Origin of the sequence: Martelella mediterranea DSM 17316 (assembly GCF_002043005.1) — a bacterium.
GTDB classification, from domain to species: Bacteria; Pseudomonadota; Alphaproteobacteria; order Rhizobiales; family Rhizobiaceae; genus Martelella; species Martelella mediterranea.
The window spans coordinates 90,751-113,746 of sequence record NZ_CP020332.1; the positions used below are offsets into that span (position 1 = coordinate 90,751).

21 protein-coding genes are annotated in these 22,996 nt (G+C 57.8%); 12 read left to right on the forward strand and 9 right to left on the reverse strand.

The window, feature by feature from the left end; all coding sequences use genetic code 11:
• Nucleotides 1-66 precede the first annotated feature (66 nt).
• Nucleotides 67-2,175, reverse strand: coding sequence for a ParB/RepB/Spo0J family partition protein (locus tag Mame_RS24835; RefSeq protein WP_157624605.1), 2,109 nt, complete (start codon nt 2,173-2,175; stop codon nt 67-69).
• A 143-nt stretch (nt 2,176-2,318) separates the two neighbouring features.
• The gene (locus Mame_RS24840) at nt 2,319-3,215 is read right to left on the reverse strand and encodes an ArdC family protein (protein ID WP_018067316.1); all 897 of its coding nucleotides are present in this window, start codon (nt 3,213-3,215) and stop codon (nt 2,319-2,321) included.
• A gap of 168 nt (nt 3,216-3,383) precedes the next feature.
• On the opposite strand from Mame_RS24840, the gene Mame_RS24845 reads away from it, so the two are divergent.
• Nucleotides 3,384-3,851: an SOS response-associated peptidase family protein gene (locus Mame_RS24845; protein ID WP_412768656.1), complete on the forward strand. Its 468-nt coding sequence runs from the start codon at nt 3,384-3,386 to the stop codon at nt 3,849-3,851.
• Nucleotides 3,852-4,431: 580 nt separating this feature from the next.
• The gene (locus tag Mame_RS24850; protein ID WP_155122297.1) at nt 4,432-5,811 is read left to right on the forward strand and encodes a HEPN domain-containing protein; all 1,380 of its coding nucleotides are present in this window, start codon (nt 4,432-4,434) and stop codon (nt 5,809-5,811) included.
• Here the strand turns inward: Mame_RS24850 and Mame_RS27445 are convergent.
• The 7 genes from Mame_RS27445 to Mame_RS24885 form a co-directional block, all read right to left on the reverse strand.
• Nucleotides 5,790-6,302 carry a thermonuclease family protein gene (locus tag Mame_RS27445; protein ID WP_018067319.1) on the reverse strand — a complete coding sequence of 171 codons (513 nt, stop codon included), beginning with the start codon at nt 6,300-6,302 and terminating at the stop codon, nt 5,790-5,792. The genes Mame_RS24850 and Mame_RS27445 overlap by 22 nt on opposite strands.
• Nucleotides 6,303-6,327: 25 nt before the next feature.
• Nucleotides 6,328-7,614, reverse strand: coding sequence for a plasmid replication protein RepC (gene repC / locus Mame_RS24860; RefSeq protein ID WP_018067320.1), 1,287 nt, complete (start codon nt 7,612-7,614; stop codon nt 6,328-6,330).
• 385 nt (nt 7,615-7,999) lie between these two features.
• Nucleotides 8,000-8,320, reverse strand: coding sequence for an IcmT/TraK family protein (gene icmT, locus Mame_RS24865; protein ID WP_018067321.1), 321 nt, complete (start codon nt 8,318-8,320; stop codon nt 8,000-8,002).
• A complete protein-coding gene (locus Mame_RS24870) occupies nt 8,320-9,612 on the reverse strand; it encodes a DotG/IcmE/VirB10 family type IV secretion system protein (protein WP_018067322.1) in 1,293 nt (430 codons plus the stop codon). Before Mame_RS24870 ends, icmT begins: the two co-directional genes overlap by 1 nt.
• The gene (locus Mame_RS24875; RefSeq protein ID WP_207903919.1) at nt 9,609-10,586 is read right to left on the reverse strand and encodes a DotH/IcmK family type IV secretion protein; all 978 of its coding nucleotides are present in this window, start codon (nt 10,584-10,586) and stop codon (nt 9,609-9,611) included. Before Mame_RS24875 ends, Mame_RS24870 begins: the two co-directional genes overlap by 4 nt.
• A gap of 41 nt (nt 10,587-10,627) precedes the next feature.
• Nucleotides 10,628-11,269, reverse strand: a complete 642-nt coding sequence (locus tag Mame_RS24880) for a type IVB secretion system apparatus protein IcmL/DotI (RefSeq protein WP_018067324.1) — start codon at nt 11,267-11,269, stop codon at nt 10,628-10,630.
• A gap of 3 nt (nt 11,270-11,272) precedes the next feature.
• Nucleotides 11,273-12,409 carry a DsbA family protein gene (locus Mame_RS24885; RefSeq protein ID WP_018067325.1) on the reverse strand — a complete coding sequence of 379 codons (1,137 nt, stop codon included), beginning with the start codon at nt 12,407-12,409 and terminating at the stop codon, nt 11,273-11,275.
• A 143-nt stretch (nt 12,410-12,552) separates the two neighbouring features.
• Between Mame_RS24885 and Mame_RS24890 the strand changes: the two genes are divergently transcribed.
• The 10 genes from Mame_RS24890 (at nt 12,553) to Mame_RS24935 (ending at nt 22,989) form a co-directional block, all read left to right on the forward strand.
• Nucleotides 12,553-13,035 (forward strand): hypothetical protein, encoded by a 483-nt coding sequence (locus Mame_RS24890; RefSeq protein ID WP_155122298.1) that lies wholly within the window; start codon nt 12,553-12,555, stop codon nt 13,033-13,035.
• Between the two features lie 8 nt (nt 13,036-13,043).
• On the forward strand, nt 13,044-13,586 hold the full coding sequence (locus Mame_RS24895; protein WP_018067327.1) for a hypothetical protein: 543 nt from the start codon (nt 13,044-13,046) through the stop codon (nt 13,584-13,586).
• A 14-nt stretch (nt 13,587-13,600) separates the two neighbouring features.
• Nucleotides 13,601-13,975, forward strand: coding sequence for a hypothetical protein (locus Mame_RS24900; RefSeq protein WP_018067328.1), 375 nt, complete (start codon nt 13,601-13,603; stop codon nt 13,973-13,975).
• A gap of 1 nt (nt 13,976) precedes the next feature.
• The gene (locus Mame_RS27090) at nt 13,977-17,003 is read left to right on the forward strand and encodes a hypothetical protein (RefSeq protein WP_018067329.1); all 3,027 of its coding nucleotides are present in this window, start codon (nt 13,977-13,979) and stop codon (nt 17,001-17,003) included.
• Entirely contained in the window at nt 17,000-17,836 is an 837-nt protein-coding gene (locus Mame_RS24910) for a hypothetical protein (protein ID WP_155122299.1), read from the forward strand. The genes Mame_RS27090 and Mame_RS24910 overlap by 4 nt, the downstream gene beginning before the upstream one ends.
• On the forward strand, nt 17,833-18,552 hold the full coding sequence (locus Mame_RS24915; RefSeq protein WP_018067331.1) for a hypothetical protein: 720 nt from the start codon (nt 17,833-17,835) through the stop codon (nt 18,550-18,552). Before Mame_RS24910 ends, Mame_RS24915 begins: the two co-directional genes overlap by 4 nt.
• Entirely contained in the window at nt 18,549-19,142 is a 594-nt protein-coding gene (locus tag Mame_RS24920) for a hypothetical protein (RefSeq protein ID WP_018067332.1), read from the forward strand. The genes Mame_RS24915 and Mame_RS24920 overlap by 4 nt, the downstream gene beginning before the upstream one ends.
• Nucleotides 19,142-20,251, forward strand: coding sequence for a hypothetical protein (locus Mame_RS24925; protein ID WP_018067333.1), 1,110 nt, complete (start codon nt 19,142-19,144; stop codon nt 20,249-20,251). Before Mame_RS24920 ends, Mame_RS24925 begins: the two co-directional genes overlap by 1 nt.
• 65 nt (nt 20,252-20,316) lie before the next feature.
• Complete coding sequence (locus Mame_RS24930; protein WP_155122300.1) at nt 20,317-20,766, forward strand: hypothetical protein; 450 nt, start codon at nt 20,317-20,319, stop codon at nt 20,764-20,766.
• A gap of 3 nt (nt 20,767-20,769) precedes the next feature.
• A complete protein-coding gene (locus Mame_RS24935; protein WP_018067335.1) occupies nt 20,770-22,989 on the forward strand; it encodes a DotA/TraY family protein in 2,220 nt (739 codons plus the stop codon).
• Nucleotides 22,990-22,996: the final 7 nt, after the last annotated feature.

Below are 22,996 nucleotides of genomic sequence, written 5' to 3' on the forward strand. Positions count from 1 at the left end.
ACGGAAAAGACGGCCGCCCTCTAACTTGAGAGCGACCGTCCCCCGGAGACCTGGTGGTGATGGGATCTATTCAGCGGCGGCTTTCAGGAACGCCGGCAGCACATCGGGTTCCGGGTTTTCGACCACGCCCTGCGGCTGCTCATCGGAACTTTCGAAGGCCATGCCCTCGGGCAGCCAGCGCGCGGTGCGCTTGGCCGATTCCGGATCCATGCCGACCCGTTCGTCAGCCCCCTCCCGGAAAGCTGTCTCCATCGAGGCGGCCAGCGCATCCTTCTTGAAGTCGCGGCGCTCATCGGCCCATTTCTGACCGATAACCTCCGCGGCGACGGAGAGGGCATGCTTTTTCGGGACGCGCGACCAGTAGTTTTTCGCGTCCGGACGCCAGCAATATGCGACATCAGTGCTGCAACGGCGGCCGATCTCCTCAAGAACCGGCGAGCTATGGTCGTCGTTGGCCAATTGCTGCTGAACAGCCTGCGCCGTCGCCCAGGCGAACAGCGCCTGCTTCTTTTCCATCGACAGCGCCGACATCGTGATGAAATCCTGCGGACTTTCGAGCGAGATCCACGACAGGTCGAGCGTGTTCTTGATTTCCTCAAGCATGGCAGCCGCGACCGTATCCTCCAGATATTCACGGCTCTTGAAGACCTCCGCCTGACGCATCGAGATATCGATCGGCGCGGCGGCATAGGCGATGGGCAGGCGGACGATCATCGAATAGAGCATCGCGTCGAAGGCAGTTTGATAGTCGCTGGCAAGGTGGGCCTGCAGGTTCTGATGCCGGATCGCACGCAGATCCGCCGAAAGCGAATTCGACATGCCGGCCTCCTTACGTCTTTCCTCGGCAGACTTCTCTTCAGAATCTTCAGAGCGAACCTGCTGTGGCTTGTCGTTCGGATGCACCAGCCCGGTCTCAACCCTCAGCGCTCCGCGGTGATCGATCGAGACAACGCAACCCGCCCGGGCGCGCTGTTCATCGGTGTATTCCGACCGGTTCACCTCTGCGGATAGCGTCTCCAGATCGTTGTGGATCTGATCCCAGCGCGCCTGCACCTCGTCGGTCCAGGCCTCCTCGCCGATCTCCTCCATCTGTTCGATCGCGCCGTTCAAGGCATCAAGCTTGGCCTGATCATCGGGCGCCGGCTCGACGGGGAGGGGGTATTCGCGACCATAGCGCATATACTGGTCATAGGTGACCGAGAGATGCACATCGACCCACTTCCACTTTCCCGTCAGCTTCTCGGCCTCCGCGTTCAATACCTCCGTCGCCAGACGATGCAACAAAGCAACATCTTCCAGAACAATATTGTCGGCTTCGGAAAACAGATCCCTGCGCACCGTTCCACCGGCGGCCGTATAGGCATCGACGCCGACAAATTGGGCGACAGTATCGCTCGCCGACACTTCGTCCTCAGTAGCCAGGTGGCGAACCTGATAGGCGTTGATGCCGTGATAAGTAGACTTGAGCTGCTCGTAGATCTCGACCTGACGGCTCCGGTCCTTGCAGATCGTGAACGCCGTCAGCGCATCCAGGGAGAGCTCGTCGTTGCGGAAAGCCGTGAGAAGAACCGGATCGACCTCGGCCAGTTTGAGGCGGCGCTGCACGAGGTTTTCGGTCACGCCGAACTGATTGGCGATTTCGGTGGTCTTGAAGCCTTTTTCGATCATCGCCGCGAAGGCTTCATACTGGTCGGCGGGGTGCATATTGGCACGCACGACGTTTTCCGTGGTCGAGCTGATGATAGCCTGCTCTTCGGTTTCGACCTTGCAGGGTACGGTCGTATCGGCCGGCAGCGCGCCTTCTTCGATCAGCGCCTGCAGCTGCTTCAGTCGGCGACCACCGCCATGGACCAGGAACTTGCTCTTGCCTGCGGGATAGACGAGCAGGTTTTGCTTGATACCACCCTCGGCCTTAATCGAGGCTTTCAGCTCCGCATCGGCGGCCGGGCCAGCCTCGGTCTTGCGAACGTTGAGCGGGCTGAGCGCCAGCTGCCTGACGGGGATGATCTTGATGGCGTTCGAGGTCATTGCTGTTCTCCGGTATCGGCCGGGAGGAAAGACTTTCTCTCCTTTTGGAAGCCCGGCAACCGGGCTTCGCTGAACTCTTGCTCTATCGATCAGTGAAACTGACACAGCTGGCAAAATCAACGTTTCGGTTGTTTTTTGTTCTTTCATATGTTGCATAGGTCTTGTTGCGGACATTTCGCAGCCAAGGCCCCCACTTTGGCGAAACCCCTGTTCGAGGCAGGTGCCGTAACAAAAAAACGGGCTTCGCGCCGCGGCGAAGCCCGTTTGATTTACTAAGATTTTCGGGCACCTCATGCCGCATGTTGGATGGTTTGTTCGGAAGACGCCTGCAGAAGATAGTCCGCTGCTTTCTGGGCCTCGCTCGCGGCGCGGAAGATGTACTTCTTGTCGTTCCTCAGTGATCGAAGCCAACCCTCCACATAGGCCGCCGATTGTGCAAAGTCGGGGACCAGATCCAGTGAAACGCAAAGCATGGCGGAACCGATTTCGGCACAAAGCTCCTCGAAGGCGAGGTCGGCTTTGCGGCAAAACCTCTGATTCCGATCAAGCCGGCCTGCATGGCTGGTAGCGTGTACCATTTCATGGGCGAGGCTGGCATAGTATCCGTTTGCGGAGTGAAACGTCGCGATTGGTGGCATGTGCACATAGTCATCGAGAAGATGATAGAACGCCTGAGGTTCATCAGTTGTTCGTATCTCGATACCGGTCGCAGCGAAGAACTGATCCAGATCGCCATTGGGTTCCGTGCCGAGATCGCGCGGTTCGTCCGGGTCAGCGCCGTAAAAGTAATCAGGCAGGCCGTCGATCTGATCGGCATTGAACACGCGATAGCCACGTGCATATGGGCGGACGACAGCTTCGCCGCTATCGGGATCGTCGACCTCGAACGTGCCGTATTTGACCACGGGAGCGGACTTCTCCCCTCGGCGAACCTGAGCATCCATGGCCTTTGCCTGTTTGTAGGTCAGCCAATAGCTTGATCGGAATCCGTTTTCGGCCGCGATGCACCACAGGATGATAACATTGATGCCCTTATAGAACTCGCCGTTTGAACGGCGGGGGAAGCCGGCTGAGCCGGCACCACCCGTCCACGGCTTCTGCCAGGGTGGGGTGCCTGCCTCGATCGCCTGGATGATCTTGTCGGTGACGAGTTGATAGACGTCGGCTCCGGTTTTCTGTCTGGTCACGGTCTTGCTCCTTCGCTCAAGCAGGCCGGAACAGCTTTCTCTCCCTTTTGAGCCCGCTCGCCGGGCTCCCGCCGTCCTCTATCTCTGTCGGCCTCAGACAAAGGTTCCTGTTCGCCGACAATCGCCCTATCTTACCAACCTTGGATGCCGTTCATTCGGAGTTGACCGATGTGCAATCTGTACCGCAATGGCTCGACGCACGAGAATATCCGGCGGCTGTTCAAGCCGACCGCCGATCTGACGAACCGGGCAGATCCAACGGGTGAATTTTACCCGGATCGACCAGCGCCCGTTGTTCGCAACAACAACGGGGAACGCGAGCTGGCGTTTGCGACCTGGGGCATGCCATCGCCGGTGTTTGCGACCAAAGGGAAACCGGACACAGGCGTCACCAACATTCGCAACACCAGCTCTCCGCACTGGCGCCGATGGTTGAAGCCGGAAAACCGCTGTCTCGTACCATGGACGGAATTTTGCGAGTGGGAAAACACCAAGCCGAAAAAGACAAAGCGGTGGTTTGCGGTCGATGCGGACAAGCCGTTAGCAGCGTTTGCCGGGATCTGGACGACGTGGGAAGGCGAGCGTGGACCTCAAAAAATCCGCGGCCGGGCACACACGAGCTGTACGGATTTCTGACCTGCGACGCCAACGCGATTGTCCGGCCGATACACCCGAAGGCCATGCCCGTGATCCTCACAACGGAAGAGGAACTGGATATCTGGATGAGGGCGCCTTGGGACGAGGCGCAATTACTTCAGCGTCCCTTGCCGGATGATGGCCTGATCTTGCTGCCGGTCTGAGCAACATGCGCAGCGCCGCGATCAGCTTGCCACGCGCAAGCGTGCCTGAAAGAAAAGAGAATGGAGAACATCGGAGCGCTCAACATCGTGACGGCCGACAGGCCGGGAGCGTGGGAATTTTCGACAGGTCCGGACGGCGGTCGAATGCAGCCGCAGGAGCCTTAGCAAAGCGACGGCCGAAGGCCGGAAGGCGGGACCGACTGCATCGCTGGCCGGACCTTCATTGCCCGGCGCCAACGGCGACGGCTCGCCTTAGCGATCGTCACCCGCATGGGCGAAGACGGCCAAAGGCTGGCTTCGTGCCGAAGGCATAGAGCGCGGTCGCCAGATAGGGTGGAAGGCCCTCAAACGAGCTAGCAGAGACAGGAGGTTGGCCTTAACATACTCCCCGATGATTATGCAGGAGGGGTGTGAGCATGGCAAAGAAGAAGGCAAACAAAGTCAACACAACCCAACTTCAGCTGTTGGCAAAAAAGGTGATCCTAGCGTTTGTTGATGGGATAACAACCGAGCCTACAGATCCATTTTCATTGCTTGGTGGATACGGGGGGTCATCATTTGGAAAATATGTCGTCCGTCATTCTAAGGAATATTTGTTAGCTGCCGATGAATTCACGCGCAATGCGACCAGCACGCTGAAAGCAAAATATGCTCATGAACCTTCAATCAGAAGCATAGTTGCCGAGGCCTGCCGAATGTACGTTCAAAAAACGGAAGATGAACGTCGAGATGATCCCAAACTTATCGCCGACGCTGCAACTAAACTCGTTGAAGACGTATTGGCAGAGGCGGGGCACGAGTATGTTCGGTATATGCCAAACCGTTTTATAGTGTTCTCAACGCCGCAGCGTCTCCGGCTAGGCCGTGTCGAGGCTATCGACACTCAGATTGTAGACGCAGATCAAGAGCTGAAGAAAAAATTTGGCATTTCATTTGAGGTTTCAGCTGACCCCAGCAGCAACCGGCCCGCCAGTTCGAAAATTATTTCAATGCCGAAGGCTGTATGGCGCGTTGAAACTCCCGCCACTCTCGAAAACGTCCCGGAAGAAGCTCGTTGGCTGATTGACGTCGCCGTCAGCTTCATGCGTCTCAGGGCAACCCCGCACTGGTCGTCCCCAGCGTTTAGGCTTGGCCAAACGGAAGCAGATCCGATTGAGGGTCAGAACCGTTCTTTTGAGCACTTTACCTATGAGGAAGATCAGCCCTACGGCGTCAGCTGGTCCTTGTCCGGGTTCTATGAAATCAACGACGACGTGCTTGAAGCCTTAAATGCTCCGAAAGCACAGGAGCAGGCAGCCACTCTTTTTGACCCGCCAAAGGAAAGTCTCGCTGTTCGTCTTGCGAACGGTCTCGGCTGGCTAAGCCGAGCTCGTCAATCGTCAGATAGAACAGAGCGGTTCGTGGCGTTTTTCACCGCGCTTGAGGCATTGCTTTCGGCCAAGTCTCCGGGTGCGCCAGTGACAGAAACAATTGCCCGTTCTGTGTCTGTGATCATTGCGAAGGACATCACACAGCGTGAAGCAGTCTTTTCAGTCGTAAAAGATCTTTACAAAACCCGCTCCAATGTCATTCATCGTGGCGAGCGCTTTGTGACTTGGGGTGAGGTGAATGAACTTCAACAGTACACCGAAGCGGTGTTTCATCGTGTCCTTTTTGAATGCGAATTGACAATGCCCGCAGATGATTTCTTGGCCAGTCTGGCCAGAGCGACACACGGGACTGAATGGAACCCACCAGTCGCTACCGCTGCGCCGGCCGATCAGCCGGTAAGTCTTCACCCGCACCAATGCCGCTGACGTTCACGCCAGGCCGCCGACCCGCCCCGATATCGAAGCGCAAGCCCCTCGCTGACAAGGATTTTCCCGGCGTCTCGCCCGTCCACCTCGACATGGATTAGATTCCGACCGTACTTGTCAGTGGTCCCGCTGTCGATGATCTCGACCGTTCCGGCCTGACCGATTAGATCCCGCAACCTGTCCCGCGCCTGATAACCAACCTTTTCCTCATAGCTGCACCGCGGCTTGGAAATCTCGGGCGTGTCGACATCAAGCAACCGCATCCGCTGACCATCAATTTTGATGGTGTCCCCGTCGTAAACATAGATCTGGCCAGCGCTGGTAACCATTGTCGTCTGCTTGGCATATCGATCCGCCTCTCGACCGATCTCCCGAAGGACCGATTTGGAAACGCCAATGGACCGAAGGAAGCTTCCGGACTCCGGAAGGGCGGCGATAATGGCGATGGCCCCGGCAAGACCGAGCAACAATTTGGATCGCATGCGCTTCATGTCGGCGTTTCAGCCTCCTAAGTTCCTACTGGATTGGCACCGCGCCCGTCTGCCGCGCGGCCAATTTCCGAGCGAGCAGCCCGTGCAGGGATTTTTCGAGATGCAAATCGCCGGTTTTGGCCTTCCGGGCCATTCCTCGCAGATATCCGCCCGGCAAACTGACTTCGCCGTCGGCCTGCCGTTGGGCGGTGATGGCAAGGGCGAGCGCAGCGAGCCCTTGCCCTGCGACCTGTCGAATTTCTGCCCACGCCTGGGCCGACACGCCGAGCATGGGGCGAAGCTCAGCGGCGTATGCGTCGAGATCGCGCCAGCTTCGCAGCGGTTCGGCTGAAAGCTCTGTGATGATCGGGCATGCCGTCAGCACGGTTCGCAGATCTATCCGTCGGCCGGATTGCACCGATTTTTCGGGTTGCTTATGCCCCTCAAACTCCCGAAGCTCATTTTCAAGAGCCAATCTTTCAGCGCCGTAGGCGCTGTCAGCCTGAAAACCAGAGTGTTGCGCGTTAGCGCAACTCCGTTCTTCATTACAAGATACGTTTTCAGGTTGGGTTGTAGGTTCTAATAGGTGTCCGTCAGATGACGCCTTGGTGTCAGTTTTCTTGTCCAAGTCCCTCATGACGAGGGCATTGAGCGCCTGCCAGAAGCGTTCGAAATCGCGGTGCATCCGCTCCAGATGCTCGACGCTGGCGCGGCCGATCTTGCCAAGAAGGGTCCGGAGCTGGTCGTAGCGCTGGGCAATCGAATGCCAACGGGTCGGCTTGACCGTCTCCTTGGCGATTTCGAGCGTTGCCATGATATCGCGGCGCAGTGACGTAATGTCGTTGCGCAGAACACGGCGGCGCTGATTGTCCAGGTCGTATCTGTCGGCTTTCGCTGTCAACTCATCAAACCGGGCTTCAAGTAAAGCGAGGCTGATGCCGTGGGCATGAACGATGCGGCCGGAACGATCGCGCTGGCCGGATCGCCGGCAATTGGCGCTGTCGTGATACGAGATGATGCCCATGTCGGTCAGTGACCGTAACGCGGCGCGTGTCGCGTTGACGCTGATATTGAGCTGGCGGGCCATGGCCTCGTTGGACAGCCAAACGATCGGCTGATATCCGTTCTTCCAGTCCTGGGCATAGGTGGCGTCGAACAGGATATTGAGGAGCAGCATCTGCGTGGTGTTCGTTTTCAGAACGGGACGTATGCGGTTCAGGAGCCGCCTGATTTCGGCACGGCTATGGTCTCCGATCGGGGCCTTGGCCGCGAGATCGGAAAAATAGGCGCGCTCGGGTGTCTGTTTTCGCCACCCGGTCGATGATTCTAACATTCCGTTTTCCTAGCTTTCTTGCAGGAAGCAGGCAAAGGGGTATCGTGCGCAGAAACTGCGTTTTTCCTCTTGCCTACGATGTCGGGTGAATGCTAAAAAGAGCCCATCAACGTTTGGCTATTTTTAGCACCAAGCCCCCGCCGGTTGCAGCCGCGCGGGGCTTTGTCGTTTTGAGGCTACCTCAAATTGTCTCTCCTTTTTTGTCGCGCTGAGTTTGACTTCACCGAAGCCAAAATAAATTCAGCGGCATCCGCCAACTGGTTCTGTCTCGCGTTGATCAGGCTATAGTCGCCACCCACAGCGCAAATTGGGCTGCCGCCGGCAATGCCTTCCGAGAACACACATGCGCAGACGGGAGTTTTGGCTGTGTTTGCTCGCGCTGTGCTCATCCCGGAACCTCACGCGTCTCAAAGCCATAGTCGATCATTGACCGGTATCTGTAGCCGGGCAGGGCGGGGCGTTGGCGGCCAGCAACAAGGCTGCGAATGGCCCTCAGTGCATTCGGGAAAGCGTATCCATAGCGCTCGATGAGCCAGAACCCGCAACACGCGAGGACCAGAGCGATGAAGGTCCATAGCCGAAGGTGCAATGTCAAAAGCAGGAAGAAGAATATCAGGCGGGCATCGAAGATAAGCAGGCGCGGCGTTCGCACTGTTTCCCGCCAGTAAACCGGCGTGCCGTAGATATTGAAGCTGCTTTCCGCCATCAGTTCGCCACCCCGACATTTTCGAGGAACAGGATGCCGATCATTTGACCGGCTCGAACCTTGACCAGGGGTCCGCTCGGCGCGTTGTTGTTGAGGTCGCTGGAAATTGCATCGCCAGCTGCGGCGACGCCGGCATAGATGCTTTCGTTCACCGTCGGCTTGTTGGTGATGATGCTGCCAATATTGTCGGAAATGCCTACATATTGCTGTTGCGGTTGCGACAGAGAGCCGCTCAGACCGGATATGAACGCGGCCGCCAGTTTACCGCCGTAGCGCTGAAAATAACGACGATCGATGTCTGTTTTCACGGCGATGGTCGACTGCTGTGCATCGATCGCGTAGGCGCTGGTGTCGTAGTTTGCGCCATCGGGCATCACGATCCGATCGAACTGGATGACGAGCGCGCTCTGCGTCTTGTTCACCTCAAAAGCGCCAATGGCGCGGGCGCCATCAAGGGGGCCATTGATGATCTCGGCGATCACCGGTCCGGGCGTATCGGAATCGGAAGCGTTCTGGATGCGCGCCATGACCGTATCGCCAGCGACCGCATAGGTTTGAACCGACGAAGCTCCGGACGACTGGACGGAACCATTGCCACCGCCCTGTCCATTGCTGGCCGTGAGCGGTTCAGGCGGCGTATACAGGTCCTGTTCAATGACAACCGTTGCCTGTGAGGCCACAGGCTGCCATGACTGAAGCAATCCTTGCTGTTGTGCGCTCATGGCGCTCGCAAGCTGATCGATGCGTCGATAGTCAGTCTGCGGTTTGGGGGGCTGCCGCCGATCGGCGGTTCGGTACTCAACAGGCTGGTCGCGACGCTCAATGACATTGGCGGGCGCGACGGGTCGTTTGACCGGCGGCGGATCTTTCTTCTGCCCAATCGTGTCGATCGACCGCATGGCTTCGTCAGGTGTCGCGATGAAGCTTTCGTCGTTTTCGAAAGCACTCTTGGCACCGGCCTCGTTCGACTGATCGAGCGTATTCTGGTAGCGCTCTGACCGTCCTTGCTGTTCGCCGCCGGGCGTACTCTCGACATTCGGTGGGCGTGCAACGCTCGACGATGGAACGGGCGAAGACGAATAACTCTGCCACAGCACGAAACCAAGACCGACCGCGATCACCAGGATGCCGCCGTAGACAATGCGATTGTTGCGCTGCGCGCTCCGATCAATCGTGGAACGCCGTTCATCGTTCATGGGCGATTCCGTTTCGACTTCCGGCGCGGCCTGGTGCGTTTCGCTGGTGTCGGGGTTGTTGTGGTTCTCGTCAGATCGGTTTTCTGCATCGGTCATTGGAAAATTCTCACTTTCTTGACAGAGCCATCGGACGAGATCAGTGCAACGGGCGTCGGTTTGAGCTTGTAGGCGTGCACCGAGCCAGGACCGGTCTGGCTTTCAGTCCAGGATGGTGAAAGCAGCGTGCTGGTCGTGCGGATGTAGAGATCCTTTCCGTATCGCCATGCCGATACGGACGGTTCGTCCGTGGAAAGCCTCGTGGCGTTTTGTGGAATGCCGGCGCCTTGGACGAACGCCATCATGACCTGGTTGGAGGCGCGGCTCGGCGGAGCGCTGACGGCCGTGGAAACATGCGCGTTCGGGCCAAGACCGTCGACCTGATAGTCGCGCCGATATTGGGTGACCTTTTCGTTTGTTTCGACGTCGATGATTAATGGCCGGTCCTCACCGACCAGAGAAACGGTCAGGTTTGTAAAGGCATGCGGAAGAAGCGGCGTGATCATGAGCTGATTGCTCCCCTCCTGCATCGCATAGACCTGAAACGCATTGGGGCGACCGACGCCATAGCTGGCAATGGGCCAAGCCTTTCCGGTGCGGTCAAAGAAGGCGAGGTTGGAGATCGTTCCGGGTGAGGTTTTGATCGCGGTGGTTTGGGCGGCTGCCTCGAGCGAAACCTGAACCTGATCAGAGATCGCCTTCGGCCGAAAGCCGGTCGCGGGTTGAGCTGCGGCTTTCTGGCTTTCATTCACCCGACGCTTGTAGTCGCGGATCAACTCGGGGGTCATCGGCATTTGAGATTGAACTGCCGCGCCGTAAGCCGTGATTTCTTCCGGCGAAAGCGGGCGGTCCAACTCATCGAGCGACTTGAGTAGGTGGTCTGACCCAATGACAGGAAACTCGCTGTCGGGCTGCTCGTATTGTTGCTGGTCGGCTTGCTGCTGATTAATCTGTTCGGCGCGCTGCGTGCCTTGTGCAGCCGCCTGGGCAAGTCCGCTCGGCGCGTCCTGCGCGAGAGCAGGTGCCGTGGTCATTAGTAGAACGCATAGAACGGCGCCTGAGGTACGCATTGTCATTAGGCGCCTCCACGCGCTGCGATAAAGCGGTTGATCGCGACGGCTTCAGGGGTCTGATAGGTTTCCATCCGATTGATGGTAACTGTCACAAGAAGATCCTGCCCCGATACTTCACTTGCGGATTCATAGGTGATGCGGAGCGGAATCTGCACGACCCACTGATAGACGCCACGAGCGTTTGGCCCCTGTGAAAGGATCACTGCGTCTTGAGCAACCGCCGTGGTATTCAGCCTGCGCTCCTTCACCATTTCGAGCTGACCGCTCTTGTCGAGAGCGTCGATGAACGAGTTCCATCCGGCGGGCTGGGTGAAATACTTCTGCACGGCTGTGAGGTCGGTGCGATAATTGGTGAAGGAGTAGGTCAGCGCTGCGGTAACGGCCTGGGTGGCGAAGTTGGCGACTTCGTTTGCATTGAGGTGCGGTTTATCCAACGCCACCAATGGCAAGATTTGGCCGTTGGTTGTTGTCGCAAAGTAGCGGGGCTCGGGCCTATGGGTGGCAAGATAGGCCGCTGCGCCCACCGAAACGACGGTTGTGACCAGAAGCGCACAGCTGATTACCGACATCACCCGGAAAGCCGTCCGATACGTCTGTGTGCGCTTCATGACGGTTTCGAGTGCGCCGTAGGATTGCTCGCTCATGCCTCACTCCATTGTGAGCGCTGTATCGAGCGCTTGTTGGGTGAGGTTGCCAAAAGCGAACTGTCCGCCCTCGGCTGTCTTGTAAATGAAAAAGGGAACGCCCTTGATCCCGTTCTGGCGCATCCACAACACGTTTCTGCGAAGAATATCAGCCGTCTGATCGTCGATTTTGTCGGAAGCGATTGCAGCAACCTTTTGGCCACCAACACTTGAAGTCGCGGCATACTCATTTTTCAGGAAAACCGTGCCGACATTGTCCGACTGAAGGATGGCCGCAGAGATATTGAAAGCCGCCTCGCTGAGGATCGGGGCGAGAATGATGCGCAGGTCGATATCGCCGTTTTGGATGAGCGGCTTCATTGAATCGATCGACCATGCACAATGCGGGCACGTGGGATCGGCAAGCAGGAAAAAGGTCGGTGCGTCGGGCTTTGGATTGCCGACCGGGAACCACGCGCTGAAATCATGGGCCTGCTGCACCAGCTCATCCAAAGACTGGGCGGTCGGAATGTCTGGTGTATTTTGAGAGCCCACCGACGCCAGTTTGGGCGGTTTGCCAGCGTCCGCCTGATCGGCCGATGCGGCCCGCGCGGCATCGTCGCTCGGTTCAACTAAATCCGAAGATGGTGCTTTGGCAGGTTCCGCTTCCGCAGGAACTGCCTCGGTCAACCGACCGGGGGGTTTGAGAGCGCTGGGGTTCGATGCAGCGGGCTCCTCGTTGGCGACCTTCGGTGAAGGGGGCCGTGAAGGGGAGGGAGTGTTGGCGGTTTCCAGTGAAACGGTATTCGGCCTGGTCGACAGCAACGCGCCGGAAATGTCCTCGCCTTGCGGCCCGACGACCGAGCCGAAGATCGTCAGTCCGCCCTCCGTTGTCAGTGCAAATTTCTCTGTGCCGTCACCCTGCGGCACAGCCCATGCCTGCATACCGCCGACCTTCATCAACGGGCGCGCGCCGTAAAGGTTGAGCTGGTTCTCGATGAAAGGTGCTGCTGATGTGCTGCAACCTACAAAGGTGGTCTGCCAAGGCAGATCGATGTCGGCCTGAGTCACGTTTTCGGCGATCGCCCCGAGCGGCCACAGGCCGAGTAAGGCGGCGGGGAAAAGGACGGACGTAGAAACCGCCGACTTGCGTTTGAACATTAAGGAGGCCCCGATGCTAATTTGTTCCTGTCAATGTTGCATTGAATGACGTGAGACTGTAGTACATCAAGACATTGGAGCTGTGAAGTCCCCTTGGAAGACGGGTGATTTCGGGGAAAAATCAGACCTCATCGGGGGCTCTCGTGACAAATCAAATTGAGTTATACGAACACGAATCGTATCGACGCAACCCTAATTTGCTGAAAAATAGCTCTAAATCGCCTGTTTTCATGGCGATCGTGGTCGCTGTGGCCGTGTCGGCGGTCAACCTCTATTTGTTTTTGCGTGAACCAGAGGCGGTCAAATCAGGCCGGGTCTCCGATGCAACATCGGTGAAGGTCTCAGAGCTACATTCAGAGGTACAACGGCTAAAAACCGCGCAAGCTGACCTGGTACAACAACTGAACACGCTGACCGCCAGGAACGGCGTCCTTGAGCGCATTATCGGTCATGTGAATGAGCTGAAGAAGCAGGACGAGTTTATCCTGAACGAACTGGTCACGCTCCAGGGCATCGGCGGGCCTCTTGGCTTTGAGGCCGCAAATGGCGGCGTTGGCGTGCAGCACAAGATTGTAACCCATCCGGTCGTCGCCATGCCGGCCCCGGACGGGGATGGTGCGGAATAGGGCGGGCTATGGATAGCTTTGTCCAGCTTCTGGAGCGCGGTGTCGCGATCATTGCCCCCTTGCAGGCGTTGGTCGCAGGCACCTGCTTTTTGGTGGGGCTTGTCTTCGTCGCGCGCTCGATCGTCGGCATGGCTTCAGCCCACGAGCTCCGTAGTATTGGGGGCGCGGCATCTGGCTCATACACCGGTCCGCTGGTCCTGTTCTTCGTCGGCTCACTTCTGATTTCGCTATCGACGGTCATCGGGGCATTCCTGATGAGCTTCTTCCTGCAATCCGAGAGCGTGTCTGCGGAACAGGTATTCACCTACGCGCCCGAAATCACCAAGCCGCTTTCCGCTGAAATGAGCCAGAGAGCCGTTATTGCTCTCGTTCGCTTCGCGCAATTCATCGGCCTTCTCGGATTTGTGCGGGGTCTGTTCCTGCTCGCCCGCGCCGGCAACGGCGGACAAGTCGGCGACACGGGACGCGGGATTGTCCATCTCGTCGCAGGGACGTTGGCGATCAACATCGTCGTTATCCTGCAGATGCTTGAAAAACTTCTGGTCAAATAAAAAGGAGAGACCAAATGCAGAGAAAGTGCACCGGCCTGCTGACATTTTCCGGCTTTTATCTGGCCATGCTTGGGCCAGTGATGGCGCAACAATCGCTGGGCGATCTAGCCAGCAATTTTTCGACGACCACACTTGGCCCATGGGCCGACCTTCTCGGCTCCATCGCCTTCTTCGGCGGCCTTTTGTGCATCATCATCGGCATTGTGAAACTCGTCTCGAACTCCAGGAATCCGCATCAACAGCATTCCCCGATGTCGATGCTCATCTGGTTTCTCGCCGGCGCACTGTTGATCGGCTTGCCGGCCTGGGCTGGCGTTGGTGTCACGAGCTTCCTCGGCTCGGGTGCGGATACCTCGACCATCGATGGAACGCTGAGAAGCATCAACTGATATGGCACGTTTCGGCGAAACCCTCGACTACATCGCAGCGGCCTTGAGCCGCTCGGTCTTCCGCAAGTCGCTGGATGGCTATTGCCGTCTGGTGACCGCGGAGGACAACGATACCCTTGTCGCCGACGACGGGTCGCTGGTGAGTGTCTTTGCGCTCGAAGGGTTCCGCTCGCTGGCCGGTGAAACGGAAGTGTCGCAGACAGTCGAACAGCTGCGACGCACGATCACACCCTATTTTGCCTCTCCCGGATGCGCCCTGCAATTCTGGTTCGGCCATTCGCCGGATCTCGGCGCATCTGAAATCGACATGGCATTAAGCTCGATAGGGCGCGTCGCCCATGACAGCGGGCTTGACGTTGGCGACTTGATTGACGAGCGCCGTAGGATTTTGCCGCGAAAGCTGACCGGAGAACGTTCTTATCTGGCGGTGTGGTCACGCCCCTCCAACCTGACAAAGAACGAGATCAAGGCGGGGCAGGCGGCGAGGAGGAAAAACCTCTCAGGCGCGCCCTCAATGCGACAATCGCAATGGCCCGATGCTGCTCTGGAAGCACTCAGAACACGTCACAGGTCGGTCTCGGATGCGCTTTTGCGCGAATTTGCGCTGGTCGGCATCGAAATGGAGCGCTTGGATGCGCGTACCGCCATCACAGCCGCAAGAGGCGTTCTCTATCCCGAGTTTCTGCACGCATCACCAAGTTGGTCTCCTGTTCTGCCAGGAGACATGATGCGAAAGAAAATGCCGTCCACGAATGCCGAACTGAAGAAGGGCGATATTTCCAATCTTACCTGGCCGGCGCTTTCTCGCCAGTTGCTGACCGAAAGCGCGACGATCGTCGATCAGTCGACGGTTGAAATCGGCAACAGCGTCTTCTCGGGATTTGACTTGTCCTTGCCCCCTGAAATCGTTGTTTCGTTCAACGATCTTGTGCGGCGGGTTCTCGACAGCAAAGACAGGATTTCCTGGCGCACCTCGATGCTGACCGAAGCAGGCGGCTATCAGGGGCAGATCTTCAAAGAACAATATGCGCGGCTGTTCACCTGGACCGCGCCGTCGCGCAACCGGCGTATCGTACAGGCGTTCGATGCCTTGCGCGAAGCCGACGGCATCGACGATACGGCCGTTCGCTTCCGTGTCTCCTTTGCGGCCTGGGCTCCGAAAACGCACAAGGACGTGCTCATGAGACAGGTTGCCAATCTACGGCGCGCTGTCGAGCGCTGGGGATCAGCGCAAACCGATGCGCTGATTGGCGATCCCGTCGAGAACGTCATGTCGTCGGCGCTCGCGATGAACTGCGCGTCGACCGCGCCGCCTATGGCGGCGAGCCTGTCACACGCGCTGGCGATGAGCCCGATTTCGCGCCCGGCGAAATGCTGGGACCATGGTGCTGTGCTGTTCAGAACTTCGGACGGAAAGCTGTGGCCCTATCAGCCGGGATCATCCAAGCAAACTTCATGGGTCGACGTTATCGTCGGAACGCCGGGCTCCGGCAAGTCGGTCCTGCTGAACTCGATGAACCTTGGCGTGGCGCTGTCACCGCAAAGTGGCCAGTCAGATGATGGTAGCGGATTGTTGCCACGCATTTCGATCATCGATGTCGGCCCGTCCTCGGCCGGATTGATTTCGCTCCTGCGTGACAGCCTGCCGGCGAACCGGCGTCACGAGGTCGTCTATCACCGGCTCCGGATGGAAGAACAGTATTCGGTCAATCCGTTCGACACCCAGCTCGCATTGCGGTTTCCTCTGGCTCACGAGCGCGGATACCTCGTCAATCTTGTGACCTTGCTGTGCACGCCGGACGGGGCTGAATCGGCCTATGACGGTATTTCCGCGCTGGCAGCAAGCTGCATTAACGAAGCCTATGAGCGGTTTTCGGATGACCGGGAGCCGAAGAAATACGTGCCATCGGAAAGTTATGAAGTCGACGCCGCTCTCGGTGAGGTCGGCTATGTAGCCGACCAGTCCTCGACCTGGTGGGAGGTGACCGACGTTCTGATGGAAAACGGTCGACGGCATGAGGCTGCACTGGCGCAGCGCTTTGCCGTTCCGACGCTGTCCGATCTCATCTTGGTATCGAACTCCGAGACAGTTCGAGAACCCTTCCGAGAAATGGTGACGCGCACCCAGGAGCCGGTGCTTAAAGCGTTTCAGCGCATGGTCAGCTCCGCGACCAAGGACTTTCCCATCCTCGCTCGCCCGACGCGTTTCGATGTCTCCGGCGCGCGCATCATAGCCTTTGATCTGTCGGACGTGACAGCGACGGTCGGACCGCAAGCAAAACGACATACCGCCATCATGTATATGCTGGCCCACCATGCCGTCACCTCTGACTTCTGGTTGGACGAAGACGAGTTGCGGGGCCTGAAGGCACCGCAAGTCTACATCGACTACCATCTGCGCCGTTGGAAAAATAACCGTCAGATGCACAAACGACTGTGCTTTGACGAGTACCACATGACTGGTGGGCTCGGTATTCGCCAGCAGGTCATCAATGACGTTCGAGTGTGCCGGAAAGCTGGTGTTCAGATCGCCTTGGCATCGCAGCTGATGGATGACTTCGATGAGGCCATTCAGAAGCTCGTCACCAATATTTGGTTCTGCAACGTGCCGACCGAAAACGCGATTTCAGAGGTCTCCGAAACCTACAATCTTTCAGCCTCTGCTCGATCGATCCTCCGAACGCTCCATGGCCCCGTCCCAGGCGAGGGCGCTCCGGTCATGGCTTATCTGACCCTTAAGAGCGGTGTTTACACCCAATATCTGATCAATGAACTCGGCCCGATCGAGCTATGGGCGCTGTCCACGACATCCGAGGACACGGCCCTGCGGTCCATGCTCTATGACCGTCTCGGCTCGAAGCGCGCGCGCACCATTCTGGCCGCCCGGTTTCCCGACGGGTCCGCAAAGGCAACGATCGAACGCCGGCTCGGTGAGTTGGAAGATCGGGGTGTTGCCGTTGACGAGGGCAAGAGAGGCGATGTCATCCGCGATCTCGCAGATCAAATTGTGAAGGAGGCAGTAGCATGAGTTTTCGAAACGCAGCCTTGGCGCTTCTGTTGTCGTCATCGGCAGCTGTCGCGCAAGATACGGATGTAGCGACCAAATACATCACCTTCAACGATGTGGATGCGGATGCGACACAGGTCGCTCGCAAGATGTATGGGCGCTTCTATCGCATGGTCGAGGCCGAGCGCGTCTGGCTGGAAGAGCCGACCGAAAGCTATGACCAGATGGTGGTGCGCCTCGGCGACAACCGCAAATGCGATCCAAACTGCGGCGTTGTTGCTCTTTATTACATCGAGCCGGACGCAATGTGGCTTGAAGTCTGGCGGGGCCTTGGCGATGCGGTTGGTATTGGAGACGTCGGCATGGATGGCATTCGCTCCATCCATGCCGACGACGGTCGTGTTTGGAAATGGTTCAGCACGTCCTACTCGCCCCAGGTACTAGGTGATGTTTACGAGTCCCGCGTTGCCAAGGAAGATGAGAAGCGCGCCGCCTATGGCGTCCTGAATGCTCGATCGGCGCCTCCCGAGGGCGTCGAGCCGCCTGAGTTTCTCGCATTTGACGTGGACCTGAAGAGCGGCGACGAAACCGTCATTACAGCGCGTTCCCTTTACTATTGCGGCAACGGTCCTTGCCCACTGATTGTCCTCGACGGCGATAACAAGGCGATCGCCAACTTCCGGACCTATGCCGAGGATTTCGCTCTCGAGCCAGATCGCGACGAGGAAGGTTACCGCCTGATCGAATTGTCGATCGACGACGGCATCGGTGTTTACAGCGTCGGCAGTGGTGAACGGGTCAAGACAATCGGTCTTATGCCTGTCCTGGAGGCTGGTCGGGAGAAGCCGCTATGAAACAGGTTATCTTATGCTTATCCGCTTTTTCGCTCGGACTGGCATCGGTAGCGGCACATGCGGGATATCTGGATGCTCTCAAGGGACATGAGGGGGGCGACAGCTACTCGGTCATCAATAAGAAGGGCACCGCGCTCGGCAAGTACCAGATCACGGCCGGTACGTGGGCCACGCTCGGATATACCCAGGGATCTGGTGGCAACTGGTCTAACTACACCTTCACAGACAAGGCCCGTGCAGCCGGCGTCTCGTCGCTCGACGATCTCCGGTATTCCGAAGCCGGCAAGGCACTGCAAGAGCGTGCCGTGAACGAGCTGACAATCAGCAACTGGAATTCAATGAGTTCCCAAACACGCGGGCTGGTAGGTCAGACAGTGAATGGCGTGCAGATCACACAGGAAAGCCTTCTGGACGCGGCGCATTTTCTTGGCTCCGGCGCCCTGAATGATTGGGTCGCAAGCGGTTTTGATCCCAACGCGCTACCCGAGAGCTATCTCGCGGCCAACAGCCTGTCCTCCTACGCGGAGCTGCAGGATCTCATCCTGAAGCGCATGGCATCCATCAACGGCAATTCATACGACGGCTTCGGATACACGAACAGCTATTCCGTCGGGGGAATGTATGGCGCGACCAGCGACTTTCCCGGTTTTGGATCAAAGCGGCCCGTTCTCATTCAGGAAGTGCCGCCATATCAGGGAGAAAAGAAAACGCTATGAAGAAGCTTGTATTGTTTTTTGCACCTGCCCTGATGCTGCACGCGGGATTGACCCATGCCGCAGAGGGAACCGACCAGATCGAACAGCTATTCGATTCCATGCTCGGCGGCCAAAGCGGCGCATGTACTGACACCGTTAAAATCAGTTTGACCGACGCTATCCGCGCAGGAATCGACACTGAGGTGGCGCGAAAGGAAGCGGCGCTTCAACAGCCGAAGCCCGTTGATGGCCTTGGTTGCCTGGACAACCTCATGAATCTCGACCTGGATATCGCCATTCAGGTTCCTGACGTGCAGGGCCTGTTCGATTCTGCATTGTCCAACGCAGAACAACAAATCTGCTCCTTTGCACAAGAAGCCTGGGACAAGGCCACGGAGCCCCTGACATCGGCGCTTCAGCTGCCGTCCTTCGACGGCATCTCGGTAGACAGCTTTACCGGCGGTTCCAGTGACGTGCTCGATTTCGGGTCCGTCAACATGGGCCTGTCACAGGGCGGCGATTATGGCGGCGACGCGGGCGTGAGAGATGCTGGCGCGAATTCGTTGCTGCGCGATACCTATCAGAAGCTCTATGGCACCGGAGGACAGTGATGAAACACCTGATTTATGGCTTGTTGGTTTCGGTTGCGAGTGTCGGACTGGCTCAGACGGCTGAAGCGGCCTGCTCCTGCGGTGGCGTGCGCAATATCGTTGCCCAATACAGCAACAAGACAATCCAGGACGTCAACGACCATACGACGGATGTCGGTCAGCAGATAGCGGATACTATCCTGAAAGGGGTCGCACAGCTGAGTGCCTATTCTGATCGATCCGTCGAAGCGCAAAAGCGCATCGAGGACGCAGCACAGTTGAATGACACGCTGCGGGCGCGTCAGGAGGCCCGCGGCCAGGCTGAGAGCGGTCGCTACGATCCGGCAGCCTCGGCCTGCTTCGACCTTTCCGGGCTGATGCAATTTGGCGGCGGAACTGCTTCCTATGGCGTCGGCGGGACAGACGTCTCCAATCTTTCGCGCAATCGCTCGCGTGGCAACGGTGCTGAGGGACAGGCAGTCTCCCAGGGCGGGCTTGCGATCGCCAATGCGATTATCAAAGACCGGGACGAGCTGGAAGATGTTGGCGGGTTCAAAGATCCGACGTCTGACATTCGTTTCTTGACCGATGCGCAGACGTTGGACACGTCCGAAGGTAAGGTCGCTCAGGCATATGCGCGCATGGTCAACAATATGGTTGACCCGATCCCGGCAAAGCCAATTACGGAAGGCGAAGCGAAAACGCCGGCCGGCAAGGCGCAGATGGCGGCGCGTCAGGTCGATGCGACACGTCGCTCAGCCTCTCACGCCATTCTTTCCTACCTTGGCGATCTGAGCGCGCCGACCGGCAGCAGCGAGCTCGCCGAATGGGCCAAAAAGGCCGCGCCGACCAACTATCCCTATGAGATTGGAGACAAGGTTTCGAAGCTTCAGGCTTTGGATATTTTCGTTGAAAGTCGCTTCCCGAATCCGGAATGGCATCAGGCCGTTGCCAAGATGTCACCAGAAGCCGTTGAACGCGAAAACCTTCTGACCAATGCCCTGCAGCTCTACGTCTCATGGGAGCGTTTCGGTCTCGAACGGCGACAGGCGGCCGCTCTGTCTGCACTGCTCGCTCTTCAGCTTGACGATCGCGACAGCAGGACAACCGTAATCCCGGTGAACGACTGATGAAAAGACGGCGGAACCGACAGGATGATCCGCACAAGACTGGCTGGCTTGCCCGACGCGGCGGCATGCACCAGCTTGCCTTCATCGTCACGTCCGGGTTTTCGGTCGGCATGGCGGCATGGGATATTATCGCCAGCACGATGCGACCGAAGCGCTATTCGCGTGACAGGTTCTTCAAGACGGACGAAGACGGCGGCATCTCCCGCTTCAAGGCCCAGACATCTGGAATGAGCCAAAAGGAAATCGACGACGATGCCCGCGCCTGGCTACGGGAGCGAACGGTTTACACGATCATCGCGTTTCTTTGTCTCGCTGCGATCCCGGCCATGTTTGCCTTCGGCATCTTCAGCATTTTCACGCTCATAGCACTCATCGTTTTGGCACTTTTGTTAGCGGCCAAGGCCATGAAAGCTGACTTTGCCTACTGGCAAATCCGACAGGGCCGTTTCGGCCCCTTTGCGGACTACCTCCAGCACCGTCTTCCTTACGACATGCAGATAATCAGGAAGGATTGAACCTTGCGGCGATTTTTCAAAGGTCTGCCCCTGGCCTTCATCTTTACCAGCTCCGGCGCGTTCGCACAGGAAATCGATGTCGTGGACATTCTGTCCGGCGGCGGCGACGAACGGACGAACACCTATCTGAACATGATTTTTGGTCCGCTTTTTCCCGGCCCGAACGACAAAACCCTGATCTCGGTGCTGATCTCGGACTTCAATATTCTGTTCTTCGCCCTCGGCGCGATCCTGCTGGCCTACAACATTATTATCGGGACGATGGAATCGGCGCACCACGGCGAAGTCCTCGGCCGACGTCATTCATCCCTGTGGGCGCCGATCCGCACACTGGTCGCAGCAGCGCTGCTTATTCCGGTCCCTGCGACGGGTTACAATGGCGTTCAGCACGCAGCCACCTATCTGGTGCAGTTTGGCACGGGCACGGCATCGTATTTCTGGCAGAAAAGCGTGGATCTCGTCTTCAACGACCACATGCCGATCGTTGGCACGGACATGTCCCAAAAGGACGGTCAGTTCATTCAGGCTGTTTGGCGCATGGAAATGTGCCGGGCTGTCTACAACGCTGAGGCTGCAAAGGGCGGGGGCGACATTGCCGGCATTACCAAAAACTGGCGGACAACCGCCAGCGGCAGTTTGGCGCTCTCCTACGACATGCCCAACTATCGGGGTGCGTGCGGCACGATCACGCTTCCTTCAGAAACCAAAGGTTTTCAAAGGGTCGCTGCCTCGTCGGACAAAACATACGCCGATTATGCAAAAGCCATGCGCGACGCAGTTACTCAGATCACCAACAACTATGCGCCGACGGCGGATTCGGTGGCATTGGCCGTTTCTCAAAGGCAGCCTTTGCCCGAATATAGGGGCCTTGCAGATGACCTGGCGGAATGGCGCGAGCTCCATGCCAACATCCTCAAGGACTATATCGCAACAGACAAACTTCAAAAGGATGTGCAATCCGCGGCGTCCGAAACAGAAACGATCAACATCAACGGCATCGGCGACAAGGAACAGAACATCGACCTGTCTGCCAGTCTGAAGGATGGCGGATGGCTGCAAGCGGGCTACTACTATCAGCTGATCAGCCGCTTCACCGCCGACGCTTCGGCCGTCGCGGGAGGAATTCCGCAGACAACACCCGGCGGCGCGATCGGAGCGACAGCCAATCCGAAAGGTCGGGTCGGAGAGTCTATTGCCTCGCAGTATGACGACGCCAACTGGTATCTGTTCGGTTCAGCCCAGGGAGACGCCACGAAATTCCTTGAGAGTTTCGCCGGCACCTACAATGGTGTCGTCGAATGGTGGAACGAGAGCGTCGCCCGAAGCGATGTACGCGCCTTTACCAACGAGCGTGCAGCCTTTGCGGATTCAACGGCCGACATGACATCCTATATGGTGTCTGCCGGCAATCTTTACGAAGCCTTCGACTTTCTGAACCCGGCTGCCAATGACGGCGACCCGATGGTGGGCCTGATCGCGGTTGGCAATCAGCTGGCGTTCTATAGCGGCGTCATCATGATTTCGCTCGCGGTACTGGCAGCGGTTCCTTTTCTTGGACAGTCCGTGATCGCGTTCGCCGGCTTCCTCGGCTGGGTGTTGAGCGGGATCTCGGTTGCCGGCTACTTCATGGCGTTTGTGCTGCCAATGATCCCGACAGTGATTTGGGTCATCGGCGTGACGGCCTTCTTCCTGTTGGTCGTTGAGATGATCTTCGCCGCACCGCTGTGGGCGATCGCTCACTTGTCGATGGAAGGCGAAGGTTTGGGCGGTCGGCAGGCCAGACGCGGATACGTCATGTTGCTGGCGCTGACGGCAACTCCGGTGCTCATGCTCTTCGGGCTTCTTGTGGGCATGATCATCTTCCGGATTGGCGGAACGCTTCTCAACGGGGGCTTCTATTATGCCATCACCGCAGCTCAGGCGCTCTCCGGTGACAGCTACACCCAAATCACCTGGTTCATCGGCATCTTTGCCATCATGGTGTTTATGCTCTTCGCATATGTCGTCATGCTGGAACGCTCTTTTGCCTTGATCGCCGAATTCCCTGGCAAGGTATTCCGACTGATCGAGCCGGATGCCGTCAGCGATCTCGACACGCATGCAGCCATGCGGACCAATGTTGCCGCCGGTGGAACCGCCGGCTCAATGGGTAGCCTGACGAGTTCTGCAGGCGGCGGCTTTAATAGAAGAATTGCAAGTAAGACCCCTAAAACAAATGAGTAAGAAAGGA

What these genes read in the sequence shown, in the direction of transcription:
- Mame_RS24925 (WP_018067333.1), top strand. Translation starts at nt 19,142, where the DNA reads ATGAAACACCTGATTTATGGCTTGTTGGTTTCGGTTGCGAGTGTCGGA.
- icmT (WP_018067321.1), bottom strand. Translation starts at nt 8,320, where the DNA reads ATGGCGGAAAGCAGCTTCAATATCTACGGCACGCCGGTTTACTGGCGG.
- Mame_RS27090 (WP_018067329.1), top strand. Translation starts at nt 13,977, where the DNA reads ATGGCACGTTTCGGCGAAACCCTCGACTACATCGCAGCGGCCTTGAGC.
- Mame_RS24845 (WP_412768656.1), top strand. Translation starts at nt 3,384, where the DNA reads ATGTGCAATCTGTACCGCAATGGCTCGACGCACGAGAATATCCGGCGG.
- Mame_RS24880 (WP_018067324.1), bottom strand. Translation starts at nt 11,269, where the DNA reads ATGAGCGAGCAATCCTACGGCGCACTCGAAACCGTCATGAAGCGCACA.
- Mame_RS24910 (WP_155122299.1), top strand. Translation starts at nt 17,000, where the DNA reads ATGAGTTTTCGAAACGCAGCCTTGGCGCTTCTGTTGTCGTCATCGGCA.
- Mame_RS24895 (WP_018067327.1), top strand. Translation starts at nt 13,044, where the DNA reads ATGGATAGCTTTGTCCAGCTTCTGGAGCGCGGTGTCGCGATCATTGCC.
- Mame_RS24875 (WP_207903919.1), bottom strand. Translation starts at nt 10,586, where the DNA reads ATGACCACGGCACCTGCTCTCGCGCAGGACGCGCCGAGCGGACTTGCC.
- Mame_RS27445 (WP_018067319.1), bottom strand. Translation starts at nt 6,302, where the DNA reads ATGAAGCGCATGCGATCCAAATTGTTGCTCGGTCTTGCCGGGGCCATC.
- Mame_RS24870 (WP_018067322.1), bottom strand. Translation starts at nt 9,612, where the DNA reads ATGACCGATGCAGAAAACCGATCTGACGAGAACCACAACAACCCCGAC.
- Mame_RS24850 (WP_155122297.1), top strand. Translation starts at nt 4,432, where the DNA reads ATGGCAAAGAAGAAGGCAAACAAAGTCAACACAACCCAACTTCAGCTG.
- Mame_RS24835 (WP_157624605.1), bottom strand. Translation starts at nt 2,175, where the DNA reads ATGAAAGAACAAAAAACAACCGAAACGTTGATTTTGCCAGCTGTGTCA.
- Mame_RS24915 (WP_018067331.1), top strand. Translation starts at nt 17,833, where the DNA reads ATGAAACAGGTTATCTTATGCTTATCCGCTTTTTCGCTCGGACTGGCA.
- Mame_RS24885 (WP_018067325.1), bottom strand. Translation starts at nt 12,409, where the DNA reads ATGTTCAAACGCAAGTCGGCGGTTTCTACGTCCGTCCTTTTCCCCGCC.
- Mame_RS24900 (WP_018067328.1), top strand. Translation starts at nt 13,601, where the DNA reads ATGCAGAGAAAGTGCACCGGCCTGCTGACATTTTCCGGCTTTTATCTG.
- Mame_RS24930 (WP_155122300.1), top strand. Translation starts at nt 20,317, where the DNA reads ATGCACCAGCTTGCCTTCATCGTCACGTCCGGGTTTTCGGTCGGCATG.
- repC (WP_018067320.1), bottom strand. Translation starts at nt 7,614, where the DNA reads ATGTTAGAATCATCGACCGGGTGGCGAAAACAGACACCCGAGCGCGCC.
- Mame_RS24920 (WP_018067332.1), top strand. Translation starts at nt 18,549, where the DNA reads ATGAAGAAGCTTGTATTGTTTTTTGCACCTGCCCTGATGCTGCACGCG.